The following is a 26,401-nucleotide window of genomic DNA, read 5'->3' as shown; positions in this document are numbered from 1 at the left end:
GACCATTTTTTCAGAAGGGGATAAGGGCTAGAACCTTGATTATATCTACTCTTTGACGGGGTTGTCACCCCGTCAGCGATTCATCAACGCAGGGTTACTTTCAATTTGCTCGATCGCTTCTCCTGCAACTTTCATCTTTCCAGTCATCGTATCAGTGCGGTTATTTTTGCTGAGTTGTTCCAGCAGTTGTTGAATTTCATTAGCAGCTTCAGCAAGATTTTGTTTTTCGGCTGAATTATTGTAGTAATTTCCTTCAACATAACTGCCTTGGTCGTTAACCGATGTCTCGCGGTAATCACCACTTCCCATCTTGATGTTACGTCCGCCTGTCATTTTTTTATCTCTTTGATTAGACATATTTGAATAAGACTCCTTGGGTGGTATAAAAGTAGCAGTTTTTGGAGCGGAGTTTTCATTTTTTTCAGCATACCATCGAGGAATAAATTCTTGAGGTATTCCCGCGATCGTAATTGCATTGCATCCTAACTGATAAGCAAAATCATAGGTTTGCCCTGCTCCTAAAGCATCATAAAACGCCACTGACAATTCAATCGCTGCCCTATCATCAATAGCCTGACTCATGCCAATCACACAATTAATGTGTTTGGCTATTTCTTGAGCTTGGTACTTTGAGTGACAAGCGTTAAGTACAACACATTCAACCTGTGCAGAAAACAATTGAAAAAGTCCTGCTAGGGCTTCAGTATCAACTAACTTTTGACATCCGGTGTCATCTTCAAAAACCAAACCATTTTCTCCCGCTCCATGTCCGCTAAAATGAACAATATTCGGCTTGTGGTCTAAAATTGCTCTCCGAATATCTCTGTATCGCGTGGCTTCTGCGGATTCAATCAAAAATAAATCCCTAGAGTGCGATTGCTTTAATCCTTCTTTGATTTCTCGCACTTCTTCATCCAAGCGCAAAGGAGTTGTTCTTTTAGGGTTGGCCGATAACATCAAAATTTTTCGATGAATAACATCGTAAGTCACAAATTACTATCTCCAATAACTCTTGACAATAAATGTTGTAGAATTAGGGTATCTCTTCATAGATTTACCGCTAAAAGTTTCTGTTTATTAATGATTTATTGTATTCGCTGAACCCGGATTTGGAAAACTATACAATCGATCGGTTTTTTACCTAGCCAAAAGTTTAGGTCATCACCCCACCCAAGGGTTAGTTTACATTCGATCGCCCATTGGGAAAGTCCTAACCCAAGAGTCTTACAAACAAAGGCCGATCACCCTCCAAGACGCGATAGGGCGATCGGGCGGAGTAAAAAAAGCAGCCGATATTATCGAACAGGTTGTATTGACTCGAAAGCCGGTCTTCCCTGAAAAAAAGCCACAGACTGTGGTAGGATTTTGTGCTGTAACTGAAACCACAGCCCCTAAACAAACCATAAGTAAAGCAGTAGCCAAGATTTTCAAATGTTTGAGTATCATATTTAAACAGTCCATATTCATTCATTTTAGAGAATTTTGAAATTGAGACAGTGTTGCTTGTTGGCGATTGCAAGGAAAAAGGTAGCAGTCGATGCGATCGCAAAATTTCCAGCAACGGTTTCAGCAATTAATAACGTCCGGTGAAACCTCGGCGGTTGCTATAATTCTAAATAATCAAATCAGGATTAAGCGTGTCAGCAGCAAACTCTCAACAACAAACGCCTCTATTAGATGCCTTGCGCGATCGCATAAATCACCCACACGCCCCATTCTACGCCCCCGGACATAAACGCGGACAAGGAATCTCTCAACCCCTAATTGACTTATTCGGTGCGGCAGTATTTAGATCGGATTTGCCCGAATTGCCGGAATTAGACAATCTCTTTAACCCAGAAAGTGCAATTGCCGAAGCTCAATACTTGGCTGCCGAAGCATTTGGAGCCCAATCAACTCGGTTTTTGGCCAACGGTTCGACTTGCGGAATTATCGCGGCCATCTTAGCGACTTGCGGCCCTAGCGAGAAAATTATCCTACCTCGAAATATCCACTCATCGGCGATTTCTGGTTTAATTTTATCCGGCGCAATTCCAATTTTTGTCAATCCAGAGTACAACCCCGATTGGGATATTGCCAACAGCATCACCCCAGAAGCCACAGCCGCAGCATTAGAACAACATCCCGACGCCAAAGCAGTAATGATGGTTTACCCAACCTATCACGGCGTCTGCGGGGATTTGCGGACGATCGCCCAAATTACCCATCAATACAACATACCGTTATTAGTAGACGAAGCCCATGGCGCGCACTTTAACTTTCATCCAAACTTGCCAGAACCGGCACTATCAGCCGATGCCGATTTAACAGTACAATCAATCCACAAAACCCTCGGTGCAATGACACAAGCATCGATGCTGCACGTCAAGGGCGATCGCATAGATATCCAAAAATTAAATAAAGCATTGCAGTTAGTACAATCTACCAGTCCGAGTTACTTATTATTAGCATCCCTAGACGCCGCCCGCCAACAAATCGCACTCCACGGCAAAGAGTTAATGGCGCAAACTTTACAGCTAGCAGAAAAAGCGCGATCGCGCATTAGTCAAATTCCCGGATTATCAGTTTTAGAACCGTTAAATACACCGGGTTTTGCAGCATTAGACCGCACCAGGCTAACAGTAAAAGTATCCGATTTAGGAATTACAGGATTTGCCGCCGATGATATTCTGCACTCTCAACTCGGCGTCACCGCAGAACTTCCCATGCCCCGACATTTAACATTTATTATCAGCTTGGGAAATACAGAATCAGATATTGACAATTTAGTTAAAGCTTGTACTTTTTTAGAAGGAAGAAGGAAGAAGGAAGAAGGAAGTTCGGCAACGAGCACTGTACAAGATGTCACGGATGTCAGGAAGAAGGAAGAAGTCCGAAAGAAGAAGTCCGAGAGAAGTAGTCCGATGTCCGATGGAAGATTTGCCCACTCTCCCCCTCTCCCACTCTCCCCCTCTCCTCCTCTCCTCTCCCCCCGCGAGGCCTTCTTTTTCCCAGCGGAAACAGTACCTGCAGACAAAGCAGTCGATCGCCTGTGCGCCGAACTCATCTGTCCCTATCCCCCAGGAATACCAGTCCTGATGCCGGGTGAAATCATTACCCCAGAAGCCGTTGACTACCTGCAACAAATCCTTGCCGCCGGCGGAAAAATCACAGGTTGTAGCGCTCCTGACCTCCAAACTCTCAAGGTTGTGCGACAGTAAATATAAAGGCTTGGGGGAAATGGGGAGAATTTCTACTTCTTCCGCGAGTTCCAACTTCGGTCTTGCTTCAATCAAAAATCAAAAATCAAAAATATAACTATGCTTTGGCCCTACGTCACTCCAGGCATCCCGGATGACTTATTTGAACGTTTACCGGGAATTCCCATGAGTAAGCGAGAAGTCCGACTGCTGTTAATCTCCCACCTGCGGCTGCAAGCAGATTCAGTCGTGTGGGACATCGGTGCAGGTACTGGTACGATCGCCGTAGAAACAGGTTTGCTGTGTCCCAAAGGTCGCATTATCGCCGTCGAAAGGGACGAAGAAGTAGCAAGCTTGATTCGCAGAAATTGCGATCGATTCGAACTCGACAACGTAGAAGTCATAGAAGGCAGTGCCCCGGAATGCCTCAAAAATCTCTCCAATCCCCCCCACCGAGTCTGCATCGAAGGAGGCCGCCCCATTAAAGCTATTCTCCAAGAAGTCTGGGGGTACTTGCAACCTCAAGGTCGAGTTGTAGCCACAGCAGGCAATTTAGAGAATCTTTACGCCCTTTCCGAAGGATTCGCCGAGTTGCAAGTCCGCAACGTCGAGGTAGTCCAGTCCGCCGTCAACCGCTTGGAGACTCGCGGCTTGAGTCAAACCTTTGCCGCCGTCAATCCCATATTTATTCTCAGCGGCGAAAAGCTGGATTAGAAGGAAGAAGAAGGCATGACAAGAATTTGACAGGGATACACTAATTAATTATGTAATTCTTAATCTTTTTTAAGTTCACTTAACCTTCATACTTAATAATAGGGGCGACCATAGCTGGATTGACTGCCTGACTTGAGATATTGGATGACTGATCGGGGATGAGGGTTAGCTGTGCAAGGGAGAAACTCGTGCTCTAGAAAAATCCAACATCCAACATCCAACATCCAACATCCAACATCCAAAATCGAATCACCCCCCGCCGTCTGCAAGAGAAATTCATTTATGCCTTGGTCTCGTATCCTCAGTGGAATAGTTGCGATCGCCCTTGCTTTGGGAATGATTATTATGGGGGGATGGTACTTCACCATCGGCTTTGGAGTCATCGTCTACCTAGGCCAATTGGAATATTTTCAATTAGCCAGGGCTAAAGGCATTGCACCCGCTGCCAAAACTACCTTAGCCGTCAGTCAAGGCCTGTTAATTACTGCTGCCCTAGCACCGCAACTCGTAGACGCCATGTTCCCCTTAGCGGGAACCTTAATCTGTTTCTACCTGTTATTCCAACCTAAATTATCGACGATCGCCGATATTGCCTCCTCAGTTTTAGGATTGTTCTACGGCGGTTATTTGCCCAGCTATTGGGTACGCCTGCGAGTCGGCCTCGACCCAGGCAATCTTGCTACAACACAACTTTCGCAAGCAGTAGCAAGCAATTTGCCTGTTAACATTTACCCGTCCCCGTCTTGGACAACTTCGAGCCACATATCTTTAGGATTGACTTCGCTGCTGCTGGCTTTCTTCTGCATCTGGACCGCTGACATTGGGGCTTATTTTGTCGGCAAATTCTTCGGGCGGACTAGCCTATCCCACATCAGCCCCAAAAAGACCGTTGAAGGTGCTGTATTTGGAGTTTGCGGCAGCATCGCCGTGGCCGTCGCTGGGTCTTGGTATTTACACTGGCCGGGGTGGCCGTATACAGGGGCTGGTTTTGGTCTGTTGATTGGGGTTGCTAGCCTGTTGGGAGATTTAACTGAGTCGATGATGAAGCGAGACGCCGGCGTTAAGGATTCGGGGCAGTTGATCCCCGGTCACGGCGGCATTCTCGATCGCACCGACAGTTATGTTTTTACCGCGCCCTTAGTCTACTATTTTGTCACTTTACTGTTGCCCGCGATCGACTCTTTTTTAATTAATCGGTAATTGGGAATTGGGCATGGGGAATTGGGCATGGGGAATTAGGAATTCGGTATATATTCCCAGGCTTTGCCGAGGACGCAGGTTAAAGTCAACTGTCAACTGTCAACTGTTAATTAACTAAGGCAAAACTCTAATTCCTCCCCGACAAACAATTTCCCCCGGACTCAAGATCAACTCTTCTATCTCAACTTCCGGCCCAAAATCAATTTTAAAACCATTGAAATCACTGCTCTTTAATTCTCCATCCATTTCGATTTCTGGTGATTCAAACATCAATTCGCGACCCCTGGCTATCCGCAAACCCGTCCGCAATACCAAAGGAATTTGCCTACCGCCAGCGCGCAAAATTGTCGCAGAAAGCGTCAACAAACCCGCCTCAATTATAATCTGCGAATTTTGCAACTTCAGCGACTTTTCCCTATCTGTCAGCGGCAGCATAGGCAGCAAAAATTCGTTCAAAGCATCAGCAAGCAAAGGCGCTTTCAGCGACGCATTCAAATCCGCCTGACTAAGCCTCAAAACGCCTGCCACGGGAACGGATTCCAGGAGGCGCAGGGGTTGGCCTTTGAGAGCTTGACCGAGGTTGATGCGAATGCCACAGCCCTCTATGGCAACTTCAGTTAGGTGTAATCCTTTATACACAGCACCGCGAGCGGCAGCCGTGACTTTGGGGATCGCACCGCCGAAGATTTGTCGATCGCTCCCCTCAATTTTCACCTTCAACTCGTCCACCTGCTGAACTTGCGATCGCAGCCACAACTGCACCGCCGGAGACAGCACTGCGCTTGCGATCCGGCTGCCTTGACTGGGCGAAGGTCTCCCCGGCTCCTCGCCGAGATTAACAGTCTCACCAGAGCCAGCAGCGGCATCTCTATTGTCAAATTGAATAGAGTTTCGATCGACAGTCATAAACAATTTCAGAATATAAACCTTAATATTCAAGCACAGAAATTTAACTAGAACAGGCACATCCGGCCTCAAAAACCCGGTTTATGAACAGATAGACCGCTGTCAACCTCTGATTTTCCTTAGAAACCGGGTTGATGAATACAAGTCAGATCAACTCTAAAATCAAGCAGAAATCTGGCATCAGCAACGCCAGAAGCACAAAAATTCTCACCTTTCCCCCCTTGGGATCTTTGGGTAGTTCACGAGTTGTGCGATCCCGATGAAAAATTCGCGATCGAGCGTATAAATTTAACCAGCAGTACGGGATTTATGGTAGTGTTGGTTTATGGTCGGGTCAGACCCACACCTTTCAAACCAGCCGCAAACCAACGGTGCAAACCTGTGCCTGCAGCGAGTCTTTTCGTCGTAGTTTTTGCACAGCATTCAGGGTAATGCCATCAGGACAATCTGCACCGGGCACAAGGACAATCTGCACTCTTGCCGGGCGTCCTGTAATAATTGGTCAGCATTATAATTTATTCCCAACCAGGAATTGAGCATTGCTAGTACGGTTAATCAATTAACCGTGTCGTGTTTCCTCCCCACCGCTGGCTCGTTGGGGATTTCCACACTCCCGTCATGTCTGATGAAAGGCTGCAAAAAATCCTCGCCCAGTGGGGCATTGCCTCTCGCCGTCTTGCAGAACAGATGATTGTAGCTGGACGAGTCCGAGTTAATGGCAATATTGTTCGCTTAGGAGAAAAAGCGAATCCCGATCGCGATCTCATCCAAGTCGATGGAGTCCCGGTGCAACCAACGGATCGACCCGCAAAGGTCTATCTGTTGCTCAACAAACCGGCAGGCGTAGTTTCTACTTGCAGCGATCCAAGAGCCCGATCGAAAGTTCTCGACTTGCTGCCACCACAACTGCGCTCCGGCCAAGGCATCCACCCCGTAGGACGCTTAGATGCAGATTCCACCGGCGCCCTCTTGCTCACCAATGATGGTAAGCTGACATTTTGTTTGACCCATCCGCGTCACTCGATCGCCAAAACTTATCAGGTTTGGGTACGGGGCGATCCCCCGGAACGCATACTACAAACGTGGCGTCAGGGCATCATCTTGTCCGGCAGAAAAACTTTGCCCGCGAAAGTAAAAGTTATCGATCGCGCGCAAGACCAAACTCTGTTAGAAGTCATTCTATCAGAAGGCAGAAACCGACAGATTCGGCGAACTGCCGAACAGTTGGGATATCCCGTGGTGCGCCTGCACCGCACAGCCATCGGCCCGATTCAATTGCAGCGGCCCGGTTCGCCAATATTGCCACCAGGCTGCTGCCGACCCCTAGAAGATGCGGAAATTATTTATTTATGGAATCTAGTCAACCTAACATCAATAAGCGTGCCAGTAAATTCCCAGGAGCACAGCATATGACAAAGAATTTATTGTTTTTATTCTTCAAAACAACTAAGAATAAACTATACTCCCAAGAGCCAGAACCAGCTCAGAAGAAGCTAGCGGAAATTGGGGCTCAACTCCGCCAGTACCGCGAACAGCACTCGATTTGTTTGGACAAAGTAGCCGTGGTAACAATGATTCGGCGGAATCTGCTGCAAGCCATTGAGGACGGTCAACTCGACCAACTTCCCGAACCCGTCTACACTCAGGGTTTGATCAAGCGCTACGCTGAAGCAATGGGTTTGGACGGAACTCAGTTTGCCGACTTTTTCCCGATCGAACCGCCGCCCAGATCGAGAACCAAGCTATCCTGGCAAGATGGGCCTCAGTTGCGACCGATGCACCTCTACCTCTTTTACACATTTCTAATTATCTGTTCGGTCAATGTCTTATCTCAGTTGATGAGCGGTTCTGTTACCGCAAAAAACGGTGCGGGAGCCGAAGAACTAGCGCTTGGGCAGCAAGAACAAGCCCGTTTAGCTGCTGAGGCATCGAGAGCCTCACAAAATCAGAAACCGGATAGTTACGAGGCTGTCGAAGCAGTAAGAACAGGTCAGCGTTTAGATAAATCTGGCAATAAACCAGTGATTGTTAACGTCACTTTTAAAGCAGAATCGTGGATGCAGGTTGAAGTCGATGGTAAAACAGAGTTTGAGGGAACTTTGCCTTCAGGGACTGTTCGCACCTGGGGGGCTCAAAAGCAATTGGTAGTGGTAGCAGGTAACGCCGGCGGGGTAATGGTTGCCGTTAATAACGGACAAGCCGAACCACTCGGAGATCCTGGAGTCGCCAAAGAAGTTGTTTTTAAAGCAAAGGAACTCAATCCTTCAGCACCGCCCAAGAATGAAGGTTGAGTGTTAATTGGTAATTGTTAATGGGTAATAAATAGGTAATAGCGGGCAGTCCACAGATTTTAATTAGAATGTCGGTCTTTATTGACTTCTTACCCATTACCCCTTACCCATTACCAACTACCCCTTCTCCATTATCAATGTTTATTAGGAGCGCGCCCGGAGATGTAAGTCATAGTTTTGAGCCGATCGCGCACTTCCCAATTCAAAGCTTCTGGTCGATATCGCCAGCCCCAATTTCCTTCTGCTTTCCCCGGAAAATTCATCCGCGCGTCTGTACCCAAACCCAACAAATCTTGATACGGAACAATTGCCAAATTAGCAATAGAAATCCAGCCCATGCGGATTAAAGACCAGTGAATTCCTTGGGGATCTATGCAGCCTAAATAACGCAAAACCTCATCTCTTTCGTAGTTTTGCAGTTGATTGAACCAGCCGACAGTCGTGTCATTGTCGTGGGTACCCGTGTAAACTACGGAGTTGCGCTCGTAGTTGAAAGGCAAAAAAGGATCGCCAGGGCCCGCGCCGAAAGCAAACTGCAAAATCTTCATTCCTGGAAACTCGTATCGATCGCGCAAAGCTTCCACTTCAGGAGTAATTACCCCTAAATCTTCAGCGATAATCGGCAAGTTGCCAAACTTCTCATTAATTAGATCCAACAAAGCTATTCCCGGCGCTTTAATCCACTCTCCCTCGATCGCAGTTTCTTGTCCGCGCTTCACCGCCCAGTAAGCCTCAAATCCTCGAAAGTGGTCGATACGAGTCACGTCTACATAAGCGAAAATCGCTTCAAAACGCTCCACCCACCACTCGAAATTATTTGCTTGCAACTTCTCCCAATTGTATACGGGGTTGCCCCACAATTGACCTGTATTGCTGAAGTAATCTGGGGGAACTCCTGCCATTAAAGCTGCTTCTCCGGTGGCTTCATCCAAGCAGAATGTTTCTGGATGAGACCACACATCCGCGCTGTCGTGAGCTACATAAATCGGAATGTCGCCAATAATTTTAATGTCCCGCAGGTTAGCATAGCGTTTCAACTCCGTCCACTGGCGAAAAAACTCAAACTGAACGTATTTGTAGTAATAAATCTCAGCATTTAGCTGCTGACGCCACTTCTCTACCGACTCTGGTTTTCGACGGGCAATTTCTGTTTCCCAATTGTTCCAGCTAACACCGCCAAAGTGATCTTTTAGTGCCATAAATAAGGCGTAATCTTCCAGCCAATTCTCTTTGCTTTCGCAAAAAGCTGAAAATTCTTTTTGCTGGATAGGAGATGCTTTGGCTTTGAAATTTTCGCAAGCTTTTTTAAGCAAAGGCACTTTCAAGGCGATCGCCCGCTCGAAGTCTACATAATCTAGCGGAAATTCAGGTAAATTAGCGAAATCTTCATCTGTGAGCAATTGTTCGTCCCGCAGCAGTTCTGGGTTGATCAGCAGGGGATTTCCCGCCATTGCTGAATAGCACGAATAAGGAGAATTTCCGTATCCTGTCGGCCCCAGCGGCAATACCTGCCAGTATTGCTGGTCGCTCTCTACTAAAAAGTCAATAAAGCGATATGCTTCTATTCCCATGTCTCCAATGCCAAATCGACTGGGAAAGGATGTGGGATGGAGTAGAATGCCGCTCGATCGGGGAAAAAGCATAATCTATCTAAAGATATAGGAATTTAACATTGACAATTTGACCTATCTTCCCTATCAGTTAAACTTCGTAGTTTTTAGGGCGATTGTTAGGGCAAATACTTTTGTGATTGTCTCATATTTTCTGCGATAACGTGCTTACCCAGTATTTTTATGGAACTCTACTCAGAAGTTATGAGTAGAGTTCAAAACATCAAAATCTGGAGTTACACGATCGCCCTGCTTTCACAGCTAGGTTTTTTTACCCAGGCTCGTTTGCTGCAACAAAATATTTTGCTGGAGCGTAATCAGTTTCTGCTTAATTTTTAAATCTAACTTTTCTTTGGATGTCGCCCCATCTCTCTGCAGTCGTAAATTGCCCGCCCAAAATCAGCCATCACTTAAGCAGAGCCAATGCACAAATCAGCCGACTGTTTTGTATCTAAAAAAACAGTCGGCTGCGGGATTACCTGAAAAAAGGCTGAGTTTAAGCTTGCTTGTTCAACAATTTCTGCACTTGTTTGAGAGCTATAGCGCCGACGTTGTAGGCAGCCCAGCCGCCCGCCAACAATACGGGCATCAATACTATTAGTATGCGGAAGTCAAAATCCATGAGTTCTCCTCCTAAAGTTTTTTAACAAATTCTCATAATCTATTTGTATCTCATTTTGTGGCCATTCTCCTGACTCTTTAACCAAATATTGTCGCTGAGAAAGTTCCTCTGCTGGCAGCCGAATAGACAGAAGGACATCGCTCCGCAGGAATTGAGATCGAAACTCACTCCTGGGCGGGCGATCGGCATTCGCTGCACCAATTATCCCACAATCTGTTTCGCAATCCCTTCCACAACCTTAGTTAGAGGGTCGTTAGGGAAGTGCAGCGCAAACACTCCCTTGCTGGCGAGCAGCATCATCTTGTCGCTGTGGGGCAGTACCCCTGCCACTGGGATGTTGTAAATACTCTCTACTTGCTGCTTCAAATCCTCGAAATCCAGGGATTCTGGGGCTTTATTGATCGTCATCAAAATCTTGGGAACTTCTAATTTGCGGGCCACATCTACCGTGACAGCCGTTCCCTGAAAATCTTGCTGATCCGGACGCAGAATCAGCAGCAGGATGTCGGAAATGGTGATGCTGAGGAGGGTTTCTTCGTTGAGCCCCGGGTGGGTGTCGATAAATAGGTAGTCTAATTCCAGAAACTCGATCAGTTCTTGAAAGCCGTCGGTAAGCAGTCCCACATCGTAGCCTTCGCGCAAAACTCGCGCTATCTCCCCTGCTTTAATGCTCGAAGGAATCAGGTAGAGGTTGCCGTTACTGGCTAATTTTGGCAGCAGCGAACTCACATTGTAGGCCGTATCGGCGATCGGACACCGGCCCCACAGGTAATCGTTCAGGCAGCGAGCCATGTTGCTCTCGCTGAAACCGAACAGCACGTGAATCCCGGGCGATTGAATGTCGGTGTCCACAATGGCGACCCGATTTCCGCCACGAGCGATAATAGATGCCAAGTTTGCTGTCGTGTTCGATTTGCCAGTTCCGCCCCGGTAAGAGTGGACAGAGATGATTTTGGACATGATCTGCGTATGAGGGTAAGAAACGGCGAGAACCTATTATGATGCAATTCTCTATGCAGTCGAGTTCTCTGTCATTCTTCCTTGCCCCCCAAATCCTCCTTGTCTGCTAAACTATCAATTTTTTCATCTTTTATCCTCTTTTCTGCGCCCCTGCGGTGCCGCATCTGTTTGGCTTTGGCTTGCAAATCGCTGAACTCGTCATGGGGTTTGGTTTCGGCTGAAATAGCACCGCCACCCGCCTCGCACGCACCCGTCGGTGAGCTGCTTTCCGATTCAGTCACAGGGGCGCGCTGCTTCTGCAGTTTGGCTTTTTCCTGCAATTGAGCTAAGTAGTCGTCTGTCTGACTTTCGACCTTGGGAAGGTCTGCGGTACTTGCAGTTATTTCTTGGGGTTCGGAAGGTACTTTTTCAGAGGTTTCTTGTTTGCTAATTCTCAGTTTATCTTTCTTTTGCTGCAATTCTTTAAAGAAATCAGATTCTGTGATTTCTGCGACTTGCTGTTCTTTTTTGGCTTGGTCTATTTCGATTTTGAAGACTTGTTTTACTCGATCGCTAATTGCTTTCCCGTATCCGGCTTTATTAAATCTCTCTGCTGATACAATGCTACCCCCAGTTAAGATTAATGCTAAGGCTGGCGCTGCCACAGGCACCCACCCTCCCAACAGAAAAATCCCAAAGCCGATCGCGCAACACCCGGACAGCAATGCTGCGAATGTCACCGTCAACTTCGCTGGGTGAGCCATCCGCGATGCCAACGTTCCTCCCACAATTGACCATCCCGAAATCCATAGGATTTCGGCCCATTCCGGCCAAAACCATAACATCGGTCTGTTGTCTAAAACTGCACTCAAAATTTGGCTGACTACTTGTGCGTGTGCCACGATCCCCGGCATGAATTGATTGCTTTGCTGTCCCCCACTGTAAGGAGTATAAAAGAAATCTTTAACGGTTTCTGTGGTATAACCGATGAGTACTATTTTATCTTTAACTAAATTTGGGTCAACTTTCCCCTCTAAAACATCCGTAATTCTGACTTGGTTGGCAACTTGCCACCTGGAACGATAGTTAATTAATATTTGATATCCCCTGACATCGGTATTTGTGTATCCTCCGTCATTGCTTGCTAGTTGTTTTAATTGGGTTTTTCCCAGCCATAAAGATTGATCGGGCGCAAGTTGAGGAGAGATTTTTTGCCCTTGCAGGTAGCGGAGTGCTAGCTGGAGGTTGAAGGAAGCTAAAACTTGAGAGTCGTCATTGCAAAGATGTTTTTGGGCCGAGGAGTTGCCCTTAATTGTCGGGGGTTTCATAAATAATAATGCCCTGCGGAGTATGCCACCCGGATCGACTCCGAAATCTGCAAATCCCACCCGGTTTTGCGGTAGCCCCGGCGCAGGCGGAGAACCGGGATTGTCCGGGCTGCCGTCGGTGACTAAACATACCCCGATAATTCGATCGCTTTTTTGTAAAATTTTGGTTAATTCCTCGCGCCCGTCTCCTAAAGGTACGTCTCGCAGTACATCTAAACCGATGACTGCCGGCTGCATTTTGTCAAGTTTTTGTAATGTTTCAGCTATTTTGCGATCGGATATCGGCCACTGTTTCAGTTTCTGAATGTCTGCTTCGGTAATCCCCACAACTAGCAAACGCGAGTCTGGCTGTTCTTCGGGACGCCACCTCACCATTTGGTCGTAAGCGCTTAATTCTAATGGTTCGAGTATTCCTAGTTGTCGGGCTCCCATCAAGGATAATGTTACTGCCGCGCTGGCAATTAATACAGACTTAGCCAATGCTAGTGATGGTTTATACATTTGACTCAATTGAGTCGCTGCCGATCGAATTTTATTAGATATTTTACTCATTATCCCAGCATAAAAGTTTGACTCGTTTCTGGAACAGCAGTTGTTTCACATTTCCCCCCTGCTGGAGACTTCCTCCATCTTAGAACACTCGGAAACTCCGACCGCTTTGTTACAAAAATTTACAGTACGTGGCGAGCAACTGTATCTAATGATACTTGCGGTTTAGGCAACCTGAGTTTTTCGACAGAGAATCCCCTTGCCGCTCGAATTAATAAATGTTATTGATGATATGTCAAGGTATAAATTGTGTATCTGCGCCCTCGACTAGCAGCTCAAAAATATTTGTCGCCATCAGCGAATGCCTGTGTTTGGAATTATAGTGAAAGGTACAACAAAATGAAACGTTTTCTACATGGGGCTACACTTGCGGTTGCCGTATCTGCGATCGCAGCTACCGTACCCAGTTCACTTGCACCGATGCGCGCACAATCCCAGCCGCTTCTGCTGAGTCAAAATTTTAATTTCAAACCTCCCGACGTAACAGCCCCCACCAACCGACAAGGAGGTACACATCGCGGCAACAAGCTTTGTCCAGCGGGTTTATCTATTACTCCTTTAGTGCCTCCAACTAATATCGGTTTAACCCTAACAGAGTCTCCCACAATTTTTGTCTATGTTCCTCAAACCTCGGCAAAAATAGAGTTTACTGTCCTCAACGACAAGGAAGAGGAAGTGGTCTACGAAAAAACATTTAAACTGGACAAATCTGGGATTGTTGGAGTTACCATTCCTGCTACGGACAACAACAAATCCCTTGAAGTTGGTAAGCGATACGTGTGGTCATTTTCGCTCGTTTGCGACCCCGAAGACCGATCTGGAGATTTAGTTGTTAAAGGGTTCGTGCAGCGAATTGAACCGCAGGCAACTCTCAAGAGCGATTTGGCAAATCCCGACCCGATGACTAGGCTCAACGTTTATGCTCAAAATGGGATTTGGTACGAAACTCTCGCTACTTTAGCCCAAATGCGGCGTCAGACGCCGGGGGATGTGAAGCTGACAGCCAAGTGGACGCAATTATTGCAATCCCAAGGACTCGAATCAGTTGCAGCTCAACCACTGGTTGCGCCTCTTTAAATCTCGATATTTCTTGAAGTTTTGTCGGTCTGCCGATGGCGATGTGAAAATTGACCCATTTACTCGATCGCGCCCGGGGCTAAAACTCCGGGTTAACATTAGAGATGCGATCTATAAATATTTCTACAAGTGGGTGGAAAAATGAAACGTTTTATACATTTTACTGCACTGGCGATGACTGTATTGGCGATCGCCGTTACTCTCCCCAGTTTGCTTACACCGATGCAGGCTGTGCCTGCACCCATTCTGCTGAGTCAGAATGTTAATTTCACACCCCCAGATGTAACAGCCCCCGACAACCGGCAAGGGGGGACGCATCGAGGCTGTAAGTTACGGGATGGTTTATTCATTACTCCCTTAATACCTGAAAGCAATATTGGTTTAACGCTAACAGAATCGCCAACATTTTTTGTATATGTTTCTCAACCCGCAGCTCAAGTAGAGTTTGTTTTGCTAAACGCAGATGAATCAGAAGTAGTCTACGAAACTACTATCAAAAATGACAAAGCCGGAATTGTGGGAGTTAGCCTTTCTGAGAAAGATCAGACAAAAAATATTGAGGTTGGTAAGCGATATGTGTGGTCGTTTGCACTAGCCTGCGATCCTCTGGAGCGTTCTGGAGATTATATTGTTAAAGGATGGATGCAGCGAATTGAACCCCAGGCAAATCTCAAGAAGGATTTGGCAAATCCCGACCCTATGGCTAAGGTGATTGCTTATGCTAAAAATGGGATTTGGTACGAGACTCTTGCTACTCTAGCCGAAATGCGGCGCCTCGCACCCGATGATTCGCGGCTGACGACCGAATGGACGCAATTGTTGCAGTCCCAAGGACTAGAATCGATTGCCACTCAACCGCTAGTTCAGTCTTTTTAATAACGACTGTTCACCAATCATTGCTGAGTGTTTGCACAGTCAATTTTTCAATTCTTCAATCCAGTAACCGAAAGCAGCCAGGGTACAAGCCCCCGTCTTTATCCTGGCACCATCAAAAAATAGTATCCGATAACCAGTCCCCAGATTCATCAGTGATATCGCTTTGTTCAATTCTCAAATCCTTCAATTCTTCAATCCAAAATCCAAAATCCAAAATCTAAAATCGATTGATGGCTAATAACTTTCCGACAATTCTAGCTCTTGATTTTGACGGTGTGATTTGTGACGGACTAATCGAATATTTCCAAACAGCTTGGCGTACCTACTGTCAAATCTGGAAACCAGTCGAAACATTACCCGATTCAGATTTAGCTTTGAGTTTTTACCGAGTGCGGCCCGCCATTGAAACTGGTTGGGAAATGCCGCTGCTGATCCGCGCACTACTGACAGGAATTTCCCCAGAGCAAATTTTGCTAGATTGGCCCAATATAGTACCGTATTTGTTGACCGAAAATAATTTAAAAGCGCAGTCTGTCGGTGCTATGTTAGACGGATTGCGCGATAATTGGATTGCTGAGGATTTAGCTGGGTGGCTGTCTTTGCACCGCTTTTATCCAGGGGTTGCCGATCGCTTGCACTCGTTGCAGGATAGTTCGGTGAAAGTGGCGATTGTCACTACGAAGGAAGGTCGTTTTGTGCGGGAACTTTTGCAGCTAGCAGGGGTACAAATGCCGTCCGAGTTAATTTTTGGTAAGGAATACAACAAGCCTAAACACCAAATTTTGCGGGAATTTTTGGCAGCGTCTGGCAAAGACTCGACTATCTGGTTTGTGGAAGATAGGTTAAAAACTTTGCTGTCGGTGAAGCAGCAGCCGGATTTATCTCAGGTGAGGTTATTTTTGGCTGATTGGGGTTACAATACTTTGCCCGAACGGGAATCTGTGGCTCAAAATCCACCAGTTCAATTGCTTTCTCTGTCCCAGTTTGCTGGAGATTTTGCCGATTGGCTGCCGCTCGAATGTTAATTTTAAATTTATTTACACTTGTGGTTTTTTTCGCTTTTCAAAGTCAAAAAACCACAAAATTTTACATCTTTTTTGTTGACTTTTGTGGAGTAGGCATGGTATTTTAATATAATCGGATGGTGGCAAAAATATTATTTTTGCCACCATCCAATTATAAGATAAATATAACAGAAACTCCTCAAAAAAGCAAGGCTATCGACAAAAAAATGTTTTTTTTCATAGACTATTGCAGGTAATCTTGACCTCAAAAACCAGGTTATTTTACTATTTATGCGGGCGCACACGAAGTGTTTTAGTCGATCGAACTGCGTGCATGACAAAAACCAAGCTTCGTAACCAAAAAGATGAAAAGTGTTTTGATAATTTCTCAGCTTGAAAGCTTTCTAATATTGAGACTTAAAACCCATGCTCGATTTAACTAAAGCAGCCAAGGCAATGCAGGGAATGAGCCAACATTTGAATGTGGAAGCTCAGGCCGCTCGCCAGCGTTTGGAAGTGGCTCAGAATTTGCTGGTAAAGGCGGCAGGCGAACAGGAAAAATTGGTGGAATTGCAAGAGAATTGGCGCGATCGCACTTTATTCAATGCTGCCACGCCGATCGAGCCCTTAGACGATCGCACCTACATCACCGCACCCCCCGCTGCTCACACAGTCTTTGCCACAGACGGCTCGCAAATTTCCCCCAACCATCACGAAATAGCCTACTGCTACCTGCTAAACGTCGGCACAGTCATGCTGCACTACGGACAAAGCCGCCACCCAGTTTTAGACAGCGTACCCGAGGTTTTCTACAAACCCGAAGACTTGTACGGTTCGCGGCAGTGGGGAATTAGAACCGAAGAATGGATGGGATACCGGCGAGCAGTTTCCGAAGCAATTGCCTTAGCAGAAATGGGATGCAATTGGGCAAAGGTTAACGACAATAAATTGCCCGCGCCAGCTTTAGCAATGGTAGACGGTTCCCTGATTTATTGGTTTTTGGAACAGTTACCCACCGATGCGCGCGATCAAATTTTGCTGCCAATTTTAGAAGCTTGGGACAAGTTGCGTTTAGCAGGAATTCCGCTGTTAGGATACTTAAGCGCTTCTCGCAGCAGCGAAAGTTTATCTTTTTTGCGGTTTGAAGCTTGCACCCACGAAGTACCAGACTGCATGACAAATTGCCCGAACGTCGGATTTGCCGCCACAATGTCTTTCGCCGAAAAAGCACCTTGTCAAGAATTTGAACCTTTGCGGGATGCCATATTGTGGGCAACAATCCTGTCACCCGGACAAAGAAGCCCTTTGTGGAAATCCCAAGCTCGAATTTTAGATTTGTACGGCCTTAATTCCGTCTATTTCTGTTACGTTCACGTTGGTACAGAAATTGCTAGAATAGAAGTGCCAGAATGGGTAGCACAAGATACAGCACAGCTAGATTTAGCATTAGGAATGATGCTGGCTCAAGTACACAAAGGCGGCGGCTATCCGGTGACGCTAGCAGAAGCTCACAATCAAGCGGTAGTCACGGGGGGCGATCGAAGTCGCTTTTTCGCTTTGTTAGAGCAGCAAATGATTAAAGCCGGCTTAAAAAATGTGGGAATTTCTTATAAGGAAACACGGAAGCGCGGCAGTATTGCTTAAAGTAAGAAGTAAATTAGTCGTGGACACAGAAACTCGGTTTTTTCGCAAATACTGGATTTGAGCTTTGAATACAGATTGAAGACCTAGTTTATATGGTATTAATCCGTAAGTTATGTAGAGTTTAAATAGAGTTGCAAATGTTATATGCCAATAGAACTAATTATCTTAATTGCTGCGTTACTTGTATCTTGGCTAGTCTTTAATTGGGCGTTTAAAGTGTTGAAAGCCAGCATCGGGACAGCGATTGCTTTAGCAGCAATTGTGCTGGCGATGCAGTTATTGTTTGGCATCGGGCCCAACCAGCTTTTCCAACACATAATTCATCTTCCGGAAACCCTGGGGAAAATGATTTCAGGCAAGTGAATCAATTTTAGATTGGCGATTTTAGATTGGAGGACAAATTTAATTGAATGTATGCTAGGTCTGCTGTGGTTGCACAGAAGGCTGTCGCTCAAATAAGTGTCACTCAAAAAAGCGACTGGTCGATCGCTCACTCCGATCGCCACAATAAAGCTAACGTATCGACATAAAAGCAAATGAATACAGCTTTATTAATTGCTTGGGCGATCGCCGGATGGTGCGGAACAATTCCAAGGGGTCCCTGGTGGCGGTTTCCTCCTCCCCCTCCTCCTCCCGATCCCTTCCGAGAAATTTCCTTCCGAGTCTCTGGCCTAGCGGGTGGGATTGCTGGAGGCTTTCTCTACAGCAGCGCTTTCCCGATGCAATCGCTGGATGCAGTCAATGTGGGGGTGACAGCGTTTGGGGCCTTCCTGAGTGGGATGCTGGCATCTGACGTGGCGGGATTGGCGATGGGGCTAGGCGATCGGACTCCTCAGCTTAACGTGAAGTGAATCGCAGATAAAAAGTGCAAACAAAGGTTGAGTAGGAAACTTGACGGGGTTCTTACCCCGTCAAGTCATGTATCTGGGTATTCCGAAAATTGTCCCTCTTCGTTCTTCCTTCAGATATTAACTTCCCAGCATTTGCAACTTGTACAAACTGGCATACAACCCTTCTTGCTGCAACAATTCTTCGTGGCTGCCAGACTCTACTAACTGCCCGCGTTTGAGCACTAAAATGCGATCGACATTTCGGATAGTCGAGAGCCTGTGGGCAATAATTATCGCCGTTCTGTCCGCCATTAAACGCTCTAGAGCTTCTTGAATTAAAGCTTCTGTTCCCACATCCAAACTAGCAGTGGCCTCGTCGAGCACTAAGATACTGGGATTGCGAATGGCGGCGCGAGCAAACGCTAATAATTGCTTTTGTCCACCCGAAAGATTGGTTCCCCGTTCCCGCAATTGCGTGTCATAACCTTGAGGCAACTGTTCGATCAACCGGGCAACATTTGTCTTTTCTGCTGCTGCTTGAATTTCCTCAATCGAGTAACTTTCTCCCAGGCTGATATTGCTCTTCACGTCACCAGCAAATAGAAAGCCATCTTGGATAATTACGCCTATGTGCCTCCGTAACTCTGCTTGAGGCAAATCCCGAATATCCACATTATTAACCAGAATCCGTCCTCGGCTAGGTTCGTAAAGGCGGCACAGGAGACGGATAATCGAACTTTTGCCTGCACCGGTAGGGCCAACTAATGCTACTTTTTCGCCGGATTTGATGGTGAAATTGAGGTTTTGCAGGACATATTCGTCTTGTTTGTAAGCAAACCACACGTTGTCAAATTGGATTTCTCCAGATTCATAATTCTGCGATTTGGCATTTTCTCCTCCACGAAGCTTCGGGGGGTTGGGATTGTTAGGCAATAAACGATATTCTGAACTTGCTGGATTTTGATGATGATCTGCCAATTCTCGATCGAATGGAGACAAGTTGTAAGCAGTTGCCTCTGGATGTCCAGTTATCAACAACGGTGAATAACCTGCCCTTCTTCCCTCTTCCCTCTTCCCTCTTCCTTCTTGCCTCTTCCCTCTTCCCTCTTCCTTCTTGCCGCTAGTTGGATCTTTAATTTCGATCGGTTCGTTGAGAATATCGCTAATGCGTTCGACAGCGGTAAATCCGGCTTGAATTGCAGTGAATTTCTCAGCAAATTGCCGGAGCGGATCGAATAGACGCTGAGCAAATAAAATGAATGCCGAGAGAGTACCGAAGTTAAGATTACCGGCTAAAACCCTTTGACCCCCCATCCACAAAACGGCTGCGATCGCTACTAAAGCAATCCATTCTAATGTCGCAGATACGGCTGAGTCGTAAAATATAGTTTTATCAACTGCTTTAATGTAGCGTTTATTGGTGACGCGAAACAATTCTGAGTTGAATCTTTCGCGGCGGAATAGCTGCACTACACCAATACCAGTCAAGTTTTCTTGCAGTTGGGCGTTGAGATCGGAAAGCTCTTCTCTGGTATTGTAATTTGCTATACGATATTGGTACTGGAAATAAATTATGACTGCCGTAATTGGTATCATCATCAGCACCAACATTAAAGCTAGTTGCCACTGCATGGTAAACATGAAAATGGCAATTACTAAAATGGAAAATAAATCGCTGACAATGCCGATCGCCCCTGAAGAGAAAACCTCTCCCAAAGCTTCCACATCGCTGGTGAGGCGAGTCATCAATTTACCGACAGGAGTGCGATCGAAAAATCTCACTGCTAGCGATGTGACGTGGGCGAACAAATCATTTCTAATATCTGTAGTAATTATTTGCCCTACTTTCGTGACTAAATAGCCTTGAACTGATTGCAGTGCTAATCTAAGTGTTATAGTTAGCATGAGCAAAATAGCCAAAATATTCAAGGCAGCAGATAGAGACAATCCCCGCAAGAATTCGTAGGTAGGTTCCGAGCGAATTACCGAAATTGCCTGTCCGATGAGAATCGGTTGAATTGCTCCTGAGACTGCTAGTGGTACTAATAGTGCGATCGAAATAATCAGCAAGCGTTTGCTGCGGGTTGCGTAAGATGCCAACCTCATGAATAACCGCCAGTCTGTTTCCTGGCCGGATTTGTTTTTGGTGTCTGCTACTGGTGAGGAAATTGTCATCCGATTTTAGATTTTAGATTTTAGATTTTAGATTTTAGATTGCAAAAGCTATTATGCTGCTAAATTTGGGGACTTTTGCTGAGGATATGGAGCTTTTTTTCGCTGCGCGGCTTGTAGGGCTGGCTGGCGAGATCAGTTCGCTCAGATTTGAGCAAAAAAGCTGTACAATATATCCAACTAACAATTGTAGCAAATAGAGTCAGTTAAATTAGGAAATCTTATACAGCTCCAGCAAATTCTCGAACCAGACAGCGCTCAGTCACCCATATTTATTACAACAGCGGATACCCCCTACTTGCCACTTTATGCCTTTAGACATAGAGTTGGCCACGGGTTTTATTTGCTGGTTAAATGCTTGCTTTTAAAAATACACTTCACTCCATTGAAGAAATTAATTTTACATTTCACCCTCGTCCCAAGGAAAGTGTATTAGACTTTGTACTGATAAATTATGCACGAAATAGAGACAGCACGATTGTATCTGAGAAAATTTACACCTGACGACTTAGATGATCTGTACCCCATCTACAGCGATCCGGAAACCATGAAATACCTCACAGGAGTTAGAAGTAGAGAAGCAACAGAAATCGCCATTCATACCATGCTCAAACGTTGGGAAGAAAACAACTTTGGAATGTGGGCTGTAGTACATAAAATAGACCGTAAAATGATAGGTCGCTGCGGACTGGGTTTTCTGGACAGAACATCGGAAGTTGAACTCGGCTATGTACTCAACAAACTTTATTGGAATCAAGGATTGGTAACAGAAGCATCTTTTGCTAGTCTAAAGTATGGATTTGAAATCTTACAGTTTGATAGAATAGTTGCGATCGCCCGCCCAGAAAATATCGCCTCCCAGCGGGTGATACAGAAAGTTGGCATGAAATATGAAAAAAATGCTCACTACTACGAAACAGATGTAGTGTATTATTCTATATCGCGAGAAAGTTACCAGTCCCAAGTATTTTCGTAGGGTGCGCACTGCGCACCTTACTGCATTTAAATTACTGACATCGCAAATTGGCATTATTGTCGGCTGACAACTACGAAGTCCTTTGCAATTGCTTGTTAACTTTTTGAATTTTCTTAGCAAAATACTCTTGTCGGTGTCCCAATTTTTTAGCCACGTCTAACCCTTTTTGATAGGATTCCAAAGCCTTATCGTAAGCCTTCATCTCTTGATAAACTTGACCGATATTGTCATAAGTGTTCATCAATCCGTAGAAATTGTAAGCCCGCTCTTCTAACAGCAACTGCATTTGATAAATCCGCAAAGTCTGTTCCCACTGCTTTTGCGCTCGATAAAGTAAAGCTAATTTATCCAAAGCTTCGCTAGCCTGGGCATACTGTTGAATAGGGACGGCTAAATTGTATGCTTCCTGATAGTATTGAGCTGCTAAATTGATTTGACCTATGGTTTGATAATCGCTGGCGATCGCAATTTTGAGCGGTGGTATAGCGCTGGGATTTTGCAAGTTAAGATACACTGATGCTAGTTTTTCCCTTGCTGCGATCGCCTTTAGGGGTTGTTTTGACTGCTGGTAAACGTAAGCTAACTGTCTCAGAGTATCTACCTCAGTTGGAGGAGTTACAGGTTGCGGCGGCGCGCCGTTTCCCGCAACAACAGCAGAATTTGGTACAGCAGAATTAGCAGCAAATAAAGCGCGGTTTTCCTGAATTAAAGTTGCCAATTCCTCATACACGGAAGCAGCTTTATCGTAACTCAACCAATTGACGTGAATTAGCGCGATCGCCTTCAAAATCTGACCTTGAGCCAATATATCTTCGTTTTGGCGCGCATTTTCGAGAATTTCTTGGTAAACTTCTACAGTCGGGCCTTTAGCGCGCACCTGCTGAAAAGCCGCAGCGAAGGCGGGGAGCAACTCAGTATTAAGTGGTACTTGGGATTTGACTTCTTTTTGAATTGCTTGCAACCGTTTGGTAATAAGCTGTAGTTCGAGGTTTTTACCATTGCTCCAAGCAACATTTCCCACCCGACTCAAAGCAGCAATTTCCGCCGCCGGGCCCAAATACCTCCGCAGCCGCAATTCTCGGAACCAAATTTCAAAAGCACCAGCGCCGTCTCCAGCTTCCAGTTTAGCCGCTGCTTCTAAGTTTAACTGCTCCAAAGCCGCTGTCAGTTCGTCCCGCTGAGTGCTGCTCAAAGATTCATTAGCGGGAGCTAGGGGATCGGGTGTGGTAATTTCTAGAGGATTAGGAGAAAATTGATCGAGGCCTGGTGGATTAGTTTGGGCGCTAGCAATAGAACCAGCACACAGCCACAAGAAAAGCAAGCACCCAATTGGCACAGAACTTCTCATTCTTAAAATTTGGTTGCCGCGATTCGGCATCTCTTCTGGAAACATCAAGTTTTGCATATCTACAAAACGGTATAAATTATGTCACAAAGATGGCACAAAAGCAAACTGTTCAACAAGAGCAACAAAATAAAACTTACCACACTGAGCAATTCTTTTGATTTAAAGGCGTTGGGGGATCCTCTTCGAGGGCTTCGCCAACGTATTTTACACTTATTTAGTCTAGCCCTAATTCTGTTAACTGTTTGCACAGCTTGCGCCCCCCCTCCCGCAGTTGCAAAAGACCGCTCTTTTCCAGAAATGTCTCTAGAATTTTTGGGAGAGTACGAATTGCCAAAAATCAATTTTGAAGGAGTACCAGTCGGCGGTTTGTCAGCAATTACCTACGACCCCAAAGGTATTAGCGCAGTCAGTTCCAAAGCTTATCGCTTTTACGCTCTTTCCGACGACCCCAGCGAAAACGGAGAAGCCAGATTTTACAGTCTCCGACTCGACATCACATCAAGCGATCCATCAAATATTCGCCTAAAAAAAGTTACCGTTGAAGGCGTTACATCCCTCAAAAAAGCAGACGGTGAAACCTTCTCTTGGGGTTCCATCAATCCCGAAGGCATTGCCCTTTCTCCCCGCAATTCAGTATTTGTCGCCAGCGAAGGCGTCACTCATGTTGGTATCCCTCCTTTTCTCGGTGAATTTGACCTCAAAACAGGGCAAATGCGGGGAAAATTGCCGATACCCAAGCGCTATATTCCCGATGCCAGCGATGAAAAACAGCAGCAAGGAGTGGTGGACAATTTAGGTTTTGAATCTTTAACCATCGACCCAGAAACCTTTAGTCAAGGCGGTCTCGATCCGTTTCGTTTGTTTGCAGCTACGGAAGCGCAGTTAATGCAAGATTTAGACCCGGAACAGGCAAGCAAACTCCGTCTTTTACATTATATTATCGTCGATAAAACGCCGCAATTAGTCTCAGAAAATCTTTATACCCTCGACCAAGTTCCCATGACTATTTTGAACGGTTTAACAGAATTAGTAACTGTCGGTGGCGGTCAGATTCTGAGTTTAGAACGTTCTTTTGGGCTGTCGGGATACGGCGCTAGGATTTATCAAGTAGCGGTTGGGGCGGCTACAGATACTTCGAGAATCCAGAGTTTTAAAGGGCGAGTGGCAGTCGAACCTGTTAAGAAAAAGTTGCTGCTAGACTTAAGCCAACTCGGAATTCCGCTGTACAATTTAGAAGGGATGACCCTCGGCCCGCGCTTGCCAGATGGCAGCCAGAGTCTAGTTTTGGTCAGCGATGATAATTTTGATGAAGCGCAGAAAACTCAGTTTATCTTGTTGAGTTTGAAGGGCAAAGGTTAAGTTAGAAGGGCGGGCTAGAAGCCCACCCTACAAGAAGATTTATTCTTTGTGAAACAGGGATATTGCCTGTTTATGAAAACAGTAGAAGAAAATTCACTATTTGTGGAACAGGCATCTTGCCTGTTCGTAAAAAAGTTCAATCAAATTTCTCCAACTATAAAACCCCCTAATCATGCCAATTCGTAATACTTTGCACCTGCCCGGAATGGAACTTTCATACCTAGAATGGAAGCCAGAAACAGGTAAAAAAGTTTCGCGTTTGCTGTTGTTACACGGTTTAGCAGATAGTGCGTCTGTCTGGAATAGCTTGGGCAATTATTTCTCCAACTACTATCATATTGTAGCGCCAGATATGCGCGGTCACGGAGAGACTAGCAAACCGAAAACCGACTATACTTTTGAAAGTGCGATCGCAGATTTAGAAGCTTTGATGGCACATCTCAACTGGCCAGATGCCCACATTTTAGGACATTCTTGGACGGGCAAACTAGCACCGATTTGGGCGAGGCAAAATCCCGATCGCTTTTGCAGTATGATTTTAGTAGACCCCATCTTCATCACCAAACTGCCCGCCGCGATGAAACTCACCCTGCCAATTGTTTACCGAAAATTAGACTGTCTCAAATGTGTGGGCCCGTTTGCGACTTTATCCCAAGCAGAAGCAGCAGCAAAACAATCGGGAGAATACGCAGATTGGAGTGACGTGCAACAAATGGTATTCCAACACCAAATCGAACAAAAATCAGACGGAAGTTGGGGCAGTAAATTTGCGATTGCAGCAAGAAATCAGATATTTTCAGAAGTGATGAAAGTGGCCGGTTTAACTGAAAATATTGAGATACCGACTTTGTTTGTACAGCCGGAAAAAGGCGTAAATCGCATGGATTGGCAAATGCAGCCATACAAGAGATACTTGAAAAATCTTACCGTTGCAAAAGTACCGGGGAATCATTGGTGTTTTTTGACTCAACCAGAAACTTTTAATCAAACTGTGGCAGATTTTTTAGAGGGTACAAGACAGTGAATTTAGAAATTATCGCACATCGGGGATTTTCGGCGATCGCCCCCGAGAATACTTTAGCAGCTTTTGAATTGGCGATCGCCCGTGGAGCTCATTCGATCGAATTTGACATCCAGCTATCCGCCGACAACGTACCAGTGATTTTTCACGACGCCACATTAGATAGAATCACGGGAGTTTCTGGCAAAGTTAGGGAAAACACTCTGTCTCAATTGCAAACACTTAATGCGGGAAAATGGTTTAGCGATGAATTTTCACAACAAAAAATTCCTACCTTAAAAGAATCATTAGCTATCCTCAAAAATGTTGACAAATTTCTTTACTTTGATGTCAAGCCGCACTGCGAGTGGTCTGATGCAGATGTCGCGGCTTTTGTCAATACTTTGAAGGGCGCAGAGATCCAACATAAATGCGTTATTACTTCTTTTAACGATGGATTTCTGGAACAAGTGCGGCGGCTATCTGCCGATTTGGCGATCGGACACATTGTTGCTAATCTAGAAGCGTACAAAACTCAATTTGCTCAAGCTGTGGCACATCAGGATAATTTGATTAGCAGTCAGTATCGCGTGTTGCTGGAAAACCCCGCACTAATTCAAGAAAGCCGAAGTCAGGGAGTTGACATTGTGGCTTGGACGGTGGACGATCGAGCGGATATGCAAAAGTTAATTGATTTGGGTATAACGCGGATAGTCACTAATTGTTTGATATAATTTGTTTAACTTGAGATATTGCACCCTTATTAAGAACGGGCAA

24 protein-coding genes are annotated in these 26,401 nt (G+C 45.7%); 16 read left to right on the top strand and 8 right to left on the bottom strand.

The genetic code is table 11. The annotated features are described in order from the left end of the window. Window positions 1-72: 72 nt before the first annotated feature. On the bottom strand, window positions 73-990 hold the full coding sequence (locus QUA53_RS23170; RefSeq protein ID WP_333099970.1) for a CHAT domain-containing protein: 918 nt from the start codon (window positions 988-990) through the stop codon (window positions 73-75). Between the two features lie 647 nt (window positions 991-1,637). Between QUA53_RS23170 and QUA53_RS23165 the strand changes: the two genes are divergently transcribed. From QUA53_RS23165 to QUA53_RS23155, 3 genes are all read left to right on the top strand, one after another. Next, entirely contained in the window at window positions 1,638-3,200 is a 1,563-nt protein-coding gene (locus QUA53_RS23165; RefSeq protein WP_333099971.1) for an aminotransferase class I/II-fold pyridoxal phosphate-dependent enzyme, read from the top strand. A gap of 99 nt (window positions 3,201-3,299) precedes the next feature. Beyond that, window positions 3,300-3,893, top strand: a complete 594-nt coding sequence (cbiT, locus tag QUA53_RS23160) for a precorrin-6Y C5,15-methyltransferase subunit CbiT (RefSeq protein WP_333099972.1) — start codon at window positions 3,300-3,302, stop codon at window positions 3,891-3,893. Between the two features lie 282 nt (window positions 3,894-4,175). Next, window positions 4,176-5,093 (top strand): phosphatidate cytidylyltransferase, encoded by a 918-nt coding sequence (locus QUA53_RS23155; RefSeq protein ID WP_333099974.1) that lies wholly within the window; start codon window positions 4,176-4,178, stop codon window positions 5,091-5,093. Between the two features lie 114 nt (window positions 5,094-5,207). On the opposite strand, the gene QUA53_RS23150 is transcribed toward QUA53_RS23155, so the two are convergent. After that, entirely contained in the window at window positions 5,208-5,999 is a 792-nt protein-coding gene (locus tag QUA53_RS23150) for a DUF2993 domain-containing protein (RefSeq protein ID WP_333099976.1), read from the bottom strand. 618 nt (window positions 6,000-6,617) lie between these two features. Between QUA53_RS23150 and QUA53_RS23145 the strand changes: the two genes are divergently transcribed. Next, window positions 6,618-7,412 carry a pseudouridine synthase gene (locus QUA53_RS23145; protein WP_333100021.1) on the top strand — a complete coding sequence of 265 codons (795 nt, stop codon included), beginning with the start codon at window positions 6,618-6,620 and terminating at the stop codon, window positions 7,410-7,412. Then, window positions 7,409-8,290 (top strand): RodZ domain-containing protein, encoded by an 882-nt coding sequence (locus QUA53_RS23140; protein ID WP_333099978.1) that lies wholly within the window; start codon window positions 7,409-7,411, stop codon window positions 8,288-8,290. The genes QUA53_RS23145 and QUA53_RS23140 overlap by 4 nt, the downstream gene beginning before the upstream one ends. Window positions 8,291-8,424: 134 nt before the next feature. On the opposite strand, the gene malQ is transcribed toward QUA53_RS23140, so the two are convergent. After that, window positions 8,425-9,933 (bottom strand): 4-alpha-glucanotransferase, encoded by a 1,509-nt coding sequence (gene malQ / locus QUA53_RS23135; RefSeq protein WP_333099980.1) that lies wholly within the window; start codon window positions 9,931-9,933, stop codon window positions 8,425-8,427. A 171-nt stretch (window positions 9,934-10,104) separates the two neighbouring features. On the opposite strand from malQ, the gene QUA53_RS23130 reads away from it, so the two are divergent. Next, window positions 10,105-10,239, top strand: coding sequence for a hypothetical protein (locus QUA53_RS23130; RefSeq protein WP_333099981.1), 135 nt, complete (start codon window positions 10,105-10,107; stop codon window positions 10,237-10,239). Between the two features lie 157 nt (window positions 10,240-10,396). On the opposite strand, the gene QUA53_RS23125 is transcribed toward QUA53_RS23130, so the two are convergent. The 3 genes from QUA53_RS23125 to QUA53_RS23115 form a co-directional block, all read right to left on the bottom strand. Next, window positions 10,397-10,522: a photosystem II protein Y gene (locus tag QUA53_RS23125; protein WP_333053037.1), complete on the bottom strand. Its 126-nt coding sequence runs from the start codon at window positions 10,520-10,522 to the stop codon at window positions 10,397-10,399. A gap of 201 nt (window positions 10,523-10,723) precedes the next feature. After that, window positions 10,724-11,482, bottom strand: a complete 759-nt coding sequence (locus tag QUA53_RS23120) for a MinD/ParA family protein (RefSeq protein WP_333099982.1) — start codon at window positions 11,480-11,482, stop codon at window positions 10,724-10,726. Between the two features lie 71 nt (window positions 11,483-11,553). Beyond that, entirely contained in the window at window positions 11,554-13,341 is a 1,788-nt protein-coding gene (locus QUA53_RS23115; RefSeq protein ID WP_333099984.1) for a CHASE2 domain-containing protein, read from the bottom strand. 336 nt (window positions 13,342-13,677) lie between these two features. On the opposite strand from QUA53_RS23115, the gene QUA53_RS23110 reads away from it, so the two are divergent. From QUA53_RS23110 to QUA53_RS23085, 6 genes are all read left to right on the top strand, one after another. Further along, complete coding sequence (locus QUA53_RS23110; protein ID WP_333099986.1) at window positions 13,678-14,415, top strand: DUF928 domain-containing protein; 738 nt, start codon at window positions 13,678-13,680, stop codon at window positions 14,413-14,415. Window positions 14,416-14,556: 141 nt separating this feature from the next. Then, window positions 14,557-15,291, top strand: coding sequence for a DUF928 domain-containing protein (locus QUA53_RS23105; RefSeq protein WP_333099987.1), 735 nt, complete (start codon window positions 14,557-14,559; stop codon window positions 15,289-15,291). A gap of 230 nt (window positions 15,292-15,521) precedes the next feature. Continuing rightward, a complete protein-coding gene (locus tag QUA53_RS23100) occupies window positions 15,522-16,316 on the top strand; it encodes an HAD hydrolase-like protein (RefSeq protein WP_333099988.1) in 795 nt (264 codons plus the stop codon). A gap of 405 nt (window positions 16,317-16,721) precedes the next feature. Then, complete coding sequence (locus tag QUA53_RS23095; RefSeq protein WP_333099990.1) at window positions 16,722-17,939, top strand: DNA double-strand break repair nuclease NurA; 1,218 nt, start codon at window positions 16,722-16,724, stop codon at window positions 17,937-17,939. Between the two features lie 144 nt (window positions 17,940-18,083). Beyond that, a complete protein-coding gene (locus tag QUA53_RS23090; RefSeq protein WP_333068674.1) occupies window positions 18,084-18,302 on the top strand; it encodes a hypothetical protein in 219 nt (72 codons plus the stop codon). A 173-nt stretch (window positions 18,303-18,475) separates the two neighbouring features. Beyond that, window positions 18,476-18,790, top strand: a complete 315-nt coding sequence (locus QUA53_RS23085; protein ID WP_333099991.1) for a hypothetical protein — start codon at window positions 18,476-18,478, stop codon at window positions 18,788-18,790. 117 nt (window positions 18,791-18,907) lie between these two features. Here the strand turns inward: QUA53_RS23085 and QUA53_RS23080 are convergent, their stop codons facing one another. After that, the gene (locus tag QUA53_RS23080) at window positions 18,908-20,944 is read right to left on the bottom strand and encodes an ABC transporter ATP-binding protein (protein ID WP_333099992.1); all 2,037 of its coding nucleotides are present in this window, start codon (window positions 20,942-20,944) and stop codon (window positions 18,908-18,910) included. 451 nt (window positions 20,945-21,395) lie between these two features. Here QUA53_RS23080 and QUA53_RS23075 point away from each other — a divergent pair, with 451 nt between their 5' ends. After that, window positions 21,396-21,917, top strand: coding sequence for a GNAT family N-acetyltransferase (locus tag QUA53_RS23075; protein ID WP_333099994.1), 522 nt, complete (start codon window positions 21,396-21,398; stop codon window positions 21,915-21,917). A 70-nt stretch (window positions 21,918-21,987) separates the two neighbouring features. On the opposite strand, the gene QUA53_RS23070 is transcribed toward QUA53_RS23075, so the two are convergent. Further along, window positions 21,988-23,310: a tetratricopeptide repeat protein gene (locus tag QUA53_RS23070; RefSeq protein WP_333167004.1), complete on the bottom strand. Its 1,323-nt coding sequence runs from the start codon at window positions 23,308-23,310 to the stop codon at window positions 21,988-21,990. A gap of 33 nt (window positions 23,311-23,343) precedes the next feature. Here QUA53_RS23070 and QUA53_RS23065 point away from each other — a divergent pair, with 33 nt between their 5' ends. The 3 genes from QUA53_RS23065 to QUA53_RS23055 all read left to right on the top strand — a co-directional run bounded on the left by QUA53_RS23065 (window position 23,344) and on the right by QUA53_RS23055 (window position 26,358). Then, window positions 23,344-24,624, top strand: coding sequence for an esterase-like activity of phytase family protein (locus QUA53_RS23065; RefSeq protein WP_445305249.1), 1,281 nt, complete (start codon window positions 23,344-23,346; stop codon window positions 24,622-24,624). Between the two features lie 172 nt (window positions 24,625-24,796). After that, on the top strand, window positions 24,797-25,648 hold the full coding sequence (locus QUA53_RS23060) for an alpha/beta hydrolase (RefSeq protein ID WP_333100000.1): 852 nt from the start codon (window positions 24,797-24,799) through the stop codon (window positions 25,646-25,648). Beyond that, window positions 25,645-26,358, top strand: a complete 714-nt coding sequence (locus tag QUA53_RS23055) for a glycerophosphodiester phosphodiesterase family protein (protein WP_333100002.1) — start codon at window positions 25,645-25,647, stop codon at window positions 26,356-26,358. The genes QUA53_RS23060 and QUA53_RS23055 overlap by 4 nt, the downstream gene beginning before the upstream one ends. The last annotated feature ends 43 nt before the right edge of the window (window positions 26,359-26,401 follow it).

Origin of the sequence: Microcoleus sp. Pol12B3, assembly GCF_036701355.1 — a bacterium.
GTDB lineage: Bacteria > Cyanobacteriota > Cyanobacteriia > Cyanobacteriales > Microcoleaceae > Microcoleus.
This window is presented reverse-complemented; position numbering and strand designations above follow the sequence as displayed.

What these genes read in the sequence shown, in the direction of transcription:
- cbiT (WP_333099972.1), top strand. Translation starts at nt 3,300, where the DNA reads ATGCTTTGGCCCTACGTCACTCCAGGCATCCCGGATGACTTATTTGAA.
- QUA53_RS23155 (WP_333099974.1), top strand. Translation starts at nt 4,176, where the DNA reads ATGCCTTGGTCTCGTATCCTCAGTGGAATAGTTGCGATCGCCCTTGCT.
- QUA53_RS23150 (WP_333099976.1), bottom strand. Translation starts at nt 5,999, where the DNA reads ATGACTGTCGATCGAAACTCTATTCAATTTGACAATAGAGATGCCGCT.
- QUA53_RS23145 (WP_333100021.1), top strand. Translation starts at nt 6,618, where the DNA reads ATGTCTGATGAAAGGCTGCAAAAAATCCTCGCCCAGTGGGGCATTGCC.
- QUA53_RS23140 (WP_333099978.1), top strand. Translation starts at nt 7,409, where the DNA reads ATGACAAAGAATTTATTGTTTTTATTCTTCAAAACAACTAAGAATAAA.
- malQ (WP_333099980.1), bottom strand. Translation starts at nt 9,933, where the DNA reads ATGCTTTTTCCCCGATCGAGCGGCATTCTACTCCATCCCACATCCTTT.
- QUA53_RS23130 (WP_333099981.1), top strand. Translation starts at nt 10,105, where the DNA reads ATGAGTAGAGTTCAAAACATCAAAATCTGGAGTTACACGATCGCCCTG.
- QUA53_RS23125 (WP_333053037.1), bottom strand. Translation starts at nt 10,522, where the DNA reads ATGGATTTTGACTTCCGCATACTAATAGTATTGATGCCCGTATTGTTG.
- QUA53_RS23120 (WP_333099982.1), bottom strand. Translation starts at nt 11,482, where the DNA reads ATGTCCAAAATCATCTCTGTCCACTCTTACCGGGGCGGAACTGGCAAA.
- QUA53_RS23115 (WP_333099984.1), bottom strand. Translation starts at nt 13,341, where the DNA reads ATGAGTAAAATATCTAATAAAATTCGATCGGCAGCGACTCAATTGAGT.
- QUA53_RS23110 (WP_333099986.1), top strand. Translation starts at nt 13,678, where the DNA reads ATGAAACGTTTTCTACATGGGGCTACACTTGCGGTTGCCGTATCTGCG.
- QUA53_RS23105 (WP_333099987.1), top strand. Translation starts at nt 14,557, where the DNA reads ATGAAACGTTTTATACATTTTACTGCACTGGCGATGACTGTATTGGCG.
- QUA53_RS23100 (WP_333099988.1), top strand. Translation starts at nt 15,522, where the DNA reads ATGGCTAATAACTTTCCGACAATTCTAGCTCTTGATTTTGACGGTGTG.
- QUA53_RS23095 (WP_333099990.1), top strand. Translation starts at nt 16,722, where the DNA reads ATGCTCGATTTAACTAAAGCAGCCAAGGCAATGCAGGGAATGAGCCAA.
- QUA53_RS23090 (WP_333068674.1), top strand. Translation starts at nt 18,084, where the DNA reads ATGCCAATAGAACTAATTATCTTAATTGCTGCGTTACTTGTATCTTGG.
- QUA53_RS23085 (WP_333099991.1), top strand. Translation starts at nt 18,476, where the DNA reads ATGAATACAGCTTTATTAATTGCTTGGGCGATCGCCGGATGGTGCGGA.
- QUA53_RS23080 (WP_333099992.1), bottom strand. Translation starts at nt 20,944, where the DNA reads ATGACAATTTCCTCACCAGTAGCAGACACCAAAAACAAATCCGGCCAG.
- QUA53_RS23075 (WP_333099994.1), top strand. Translation starts at nt 21,396, where the DNA reads ATGCACGAAATAGAGACAGCACGATTGTATCTGAGAAAATTTACACCT.
- QUA53_RS23070 (WP_333167004.1), bottom strand. Translation starts at nt 23,310, where the DNA reads ATGTTTCCAGAAGAGATGCCGAATCGCGGCAACCAAATTTTAAGAATG.
- QUA53_RS23065 (WP_445305249.1), top strand. Translation starts at nt 23,344, where the DNA reads ATGTCACAAAGATGGCACAAAAGCAAACTGTTCAACAAGAGCAACAAA.
- QUA53_RS23060 (WP_333100000.1), top strand. Translation starts at nt 24,797, where the DNA reads ATGCCAATTCGTAATACTTTGCACCTGCCCGGAATGGAACTTTCATAC.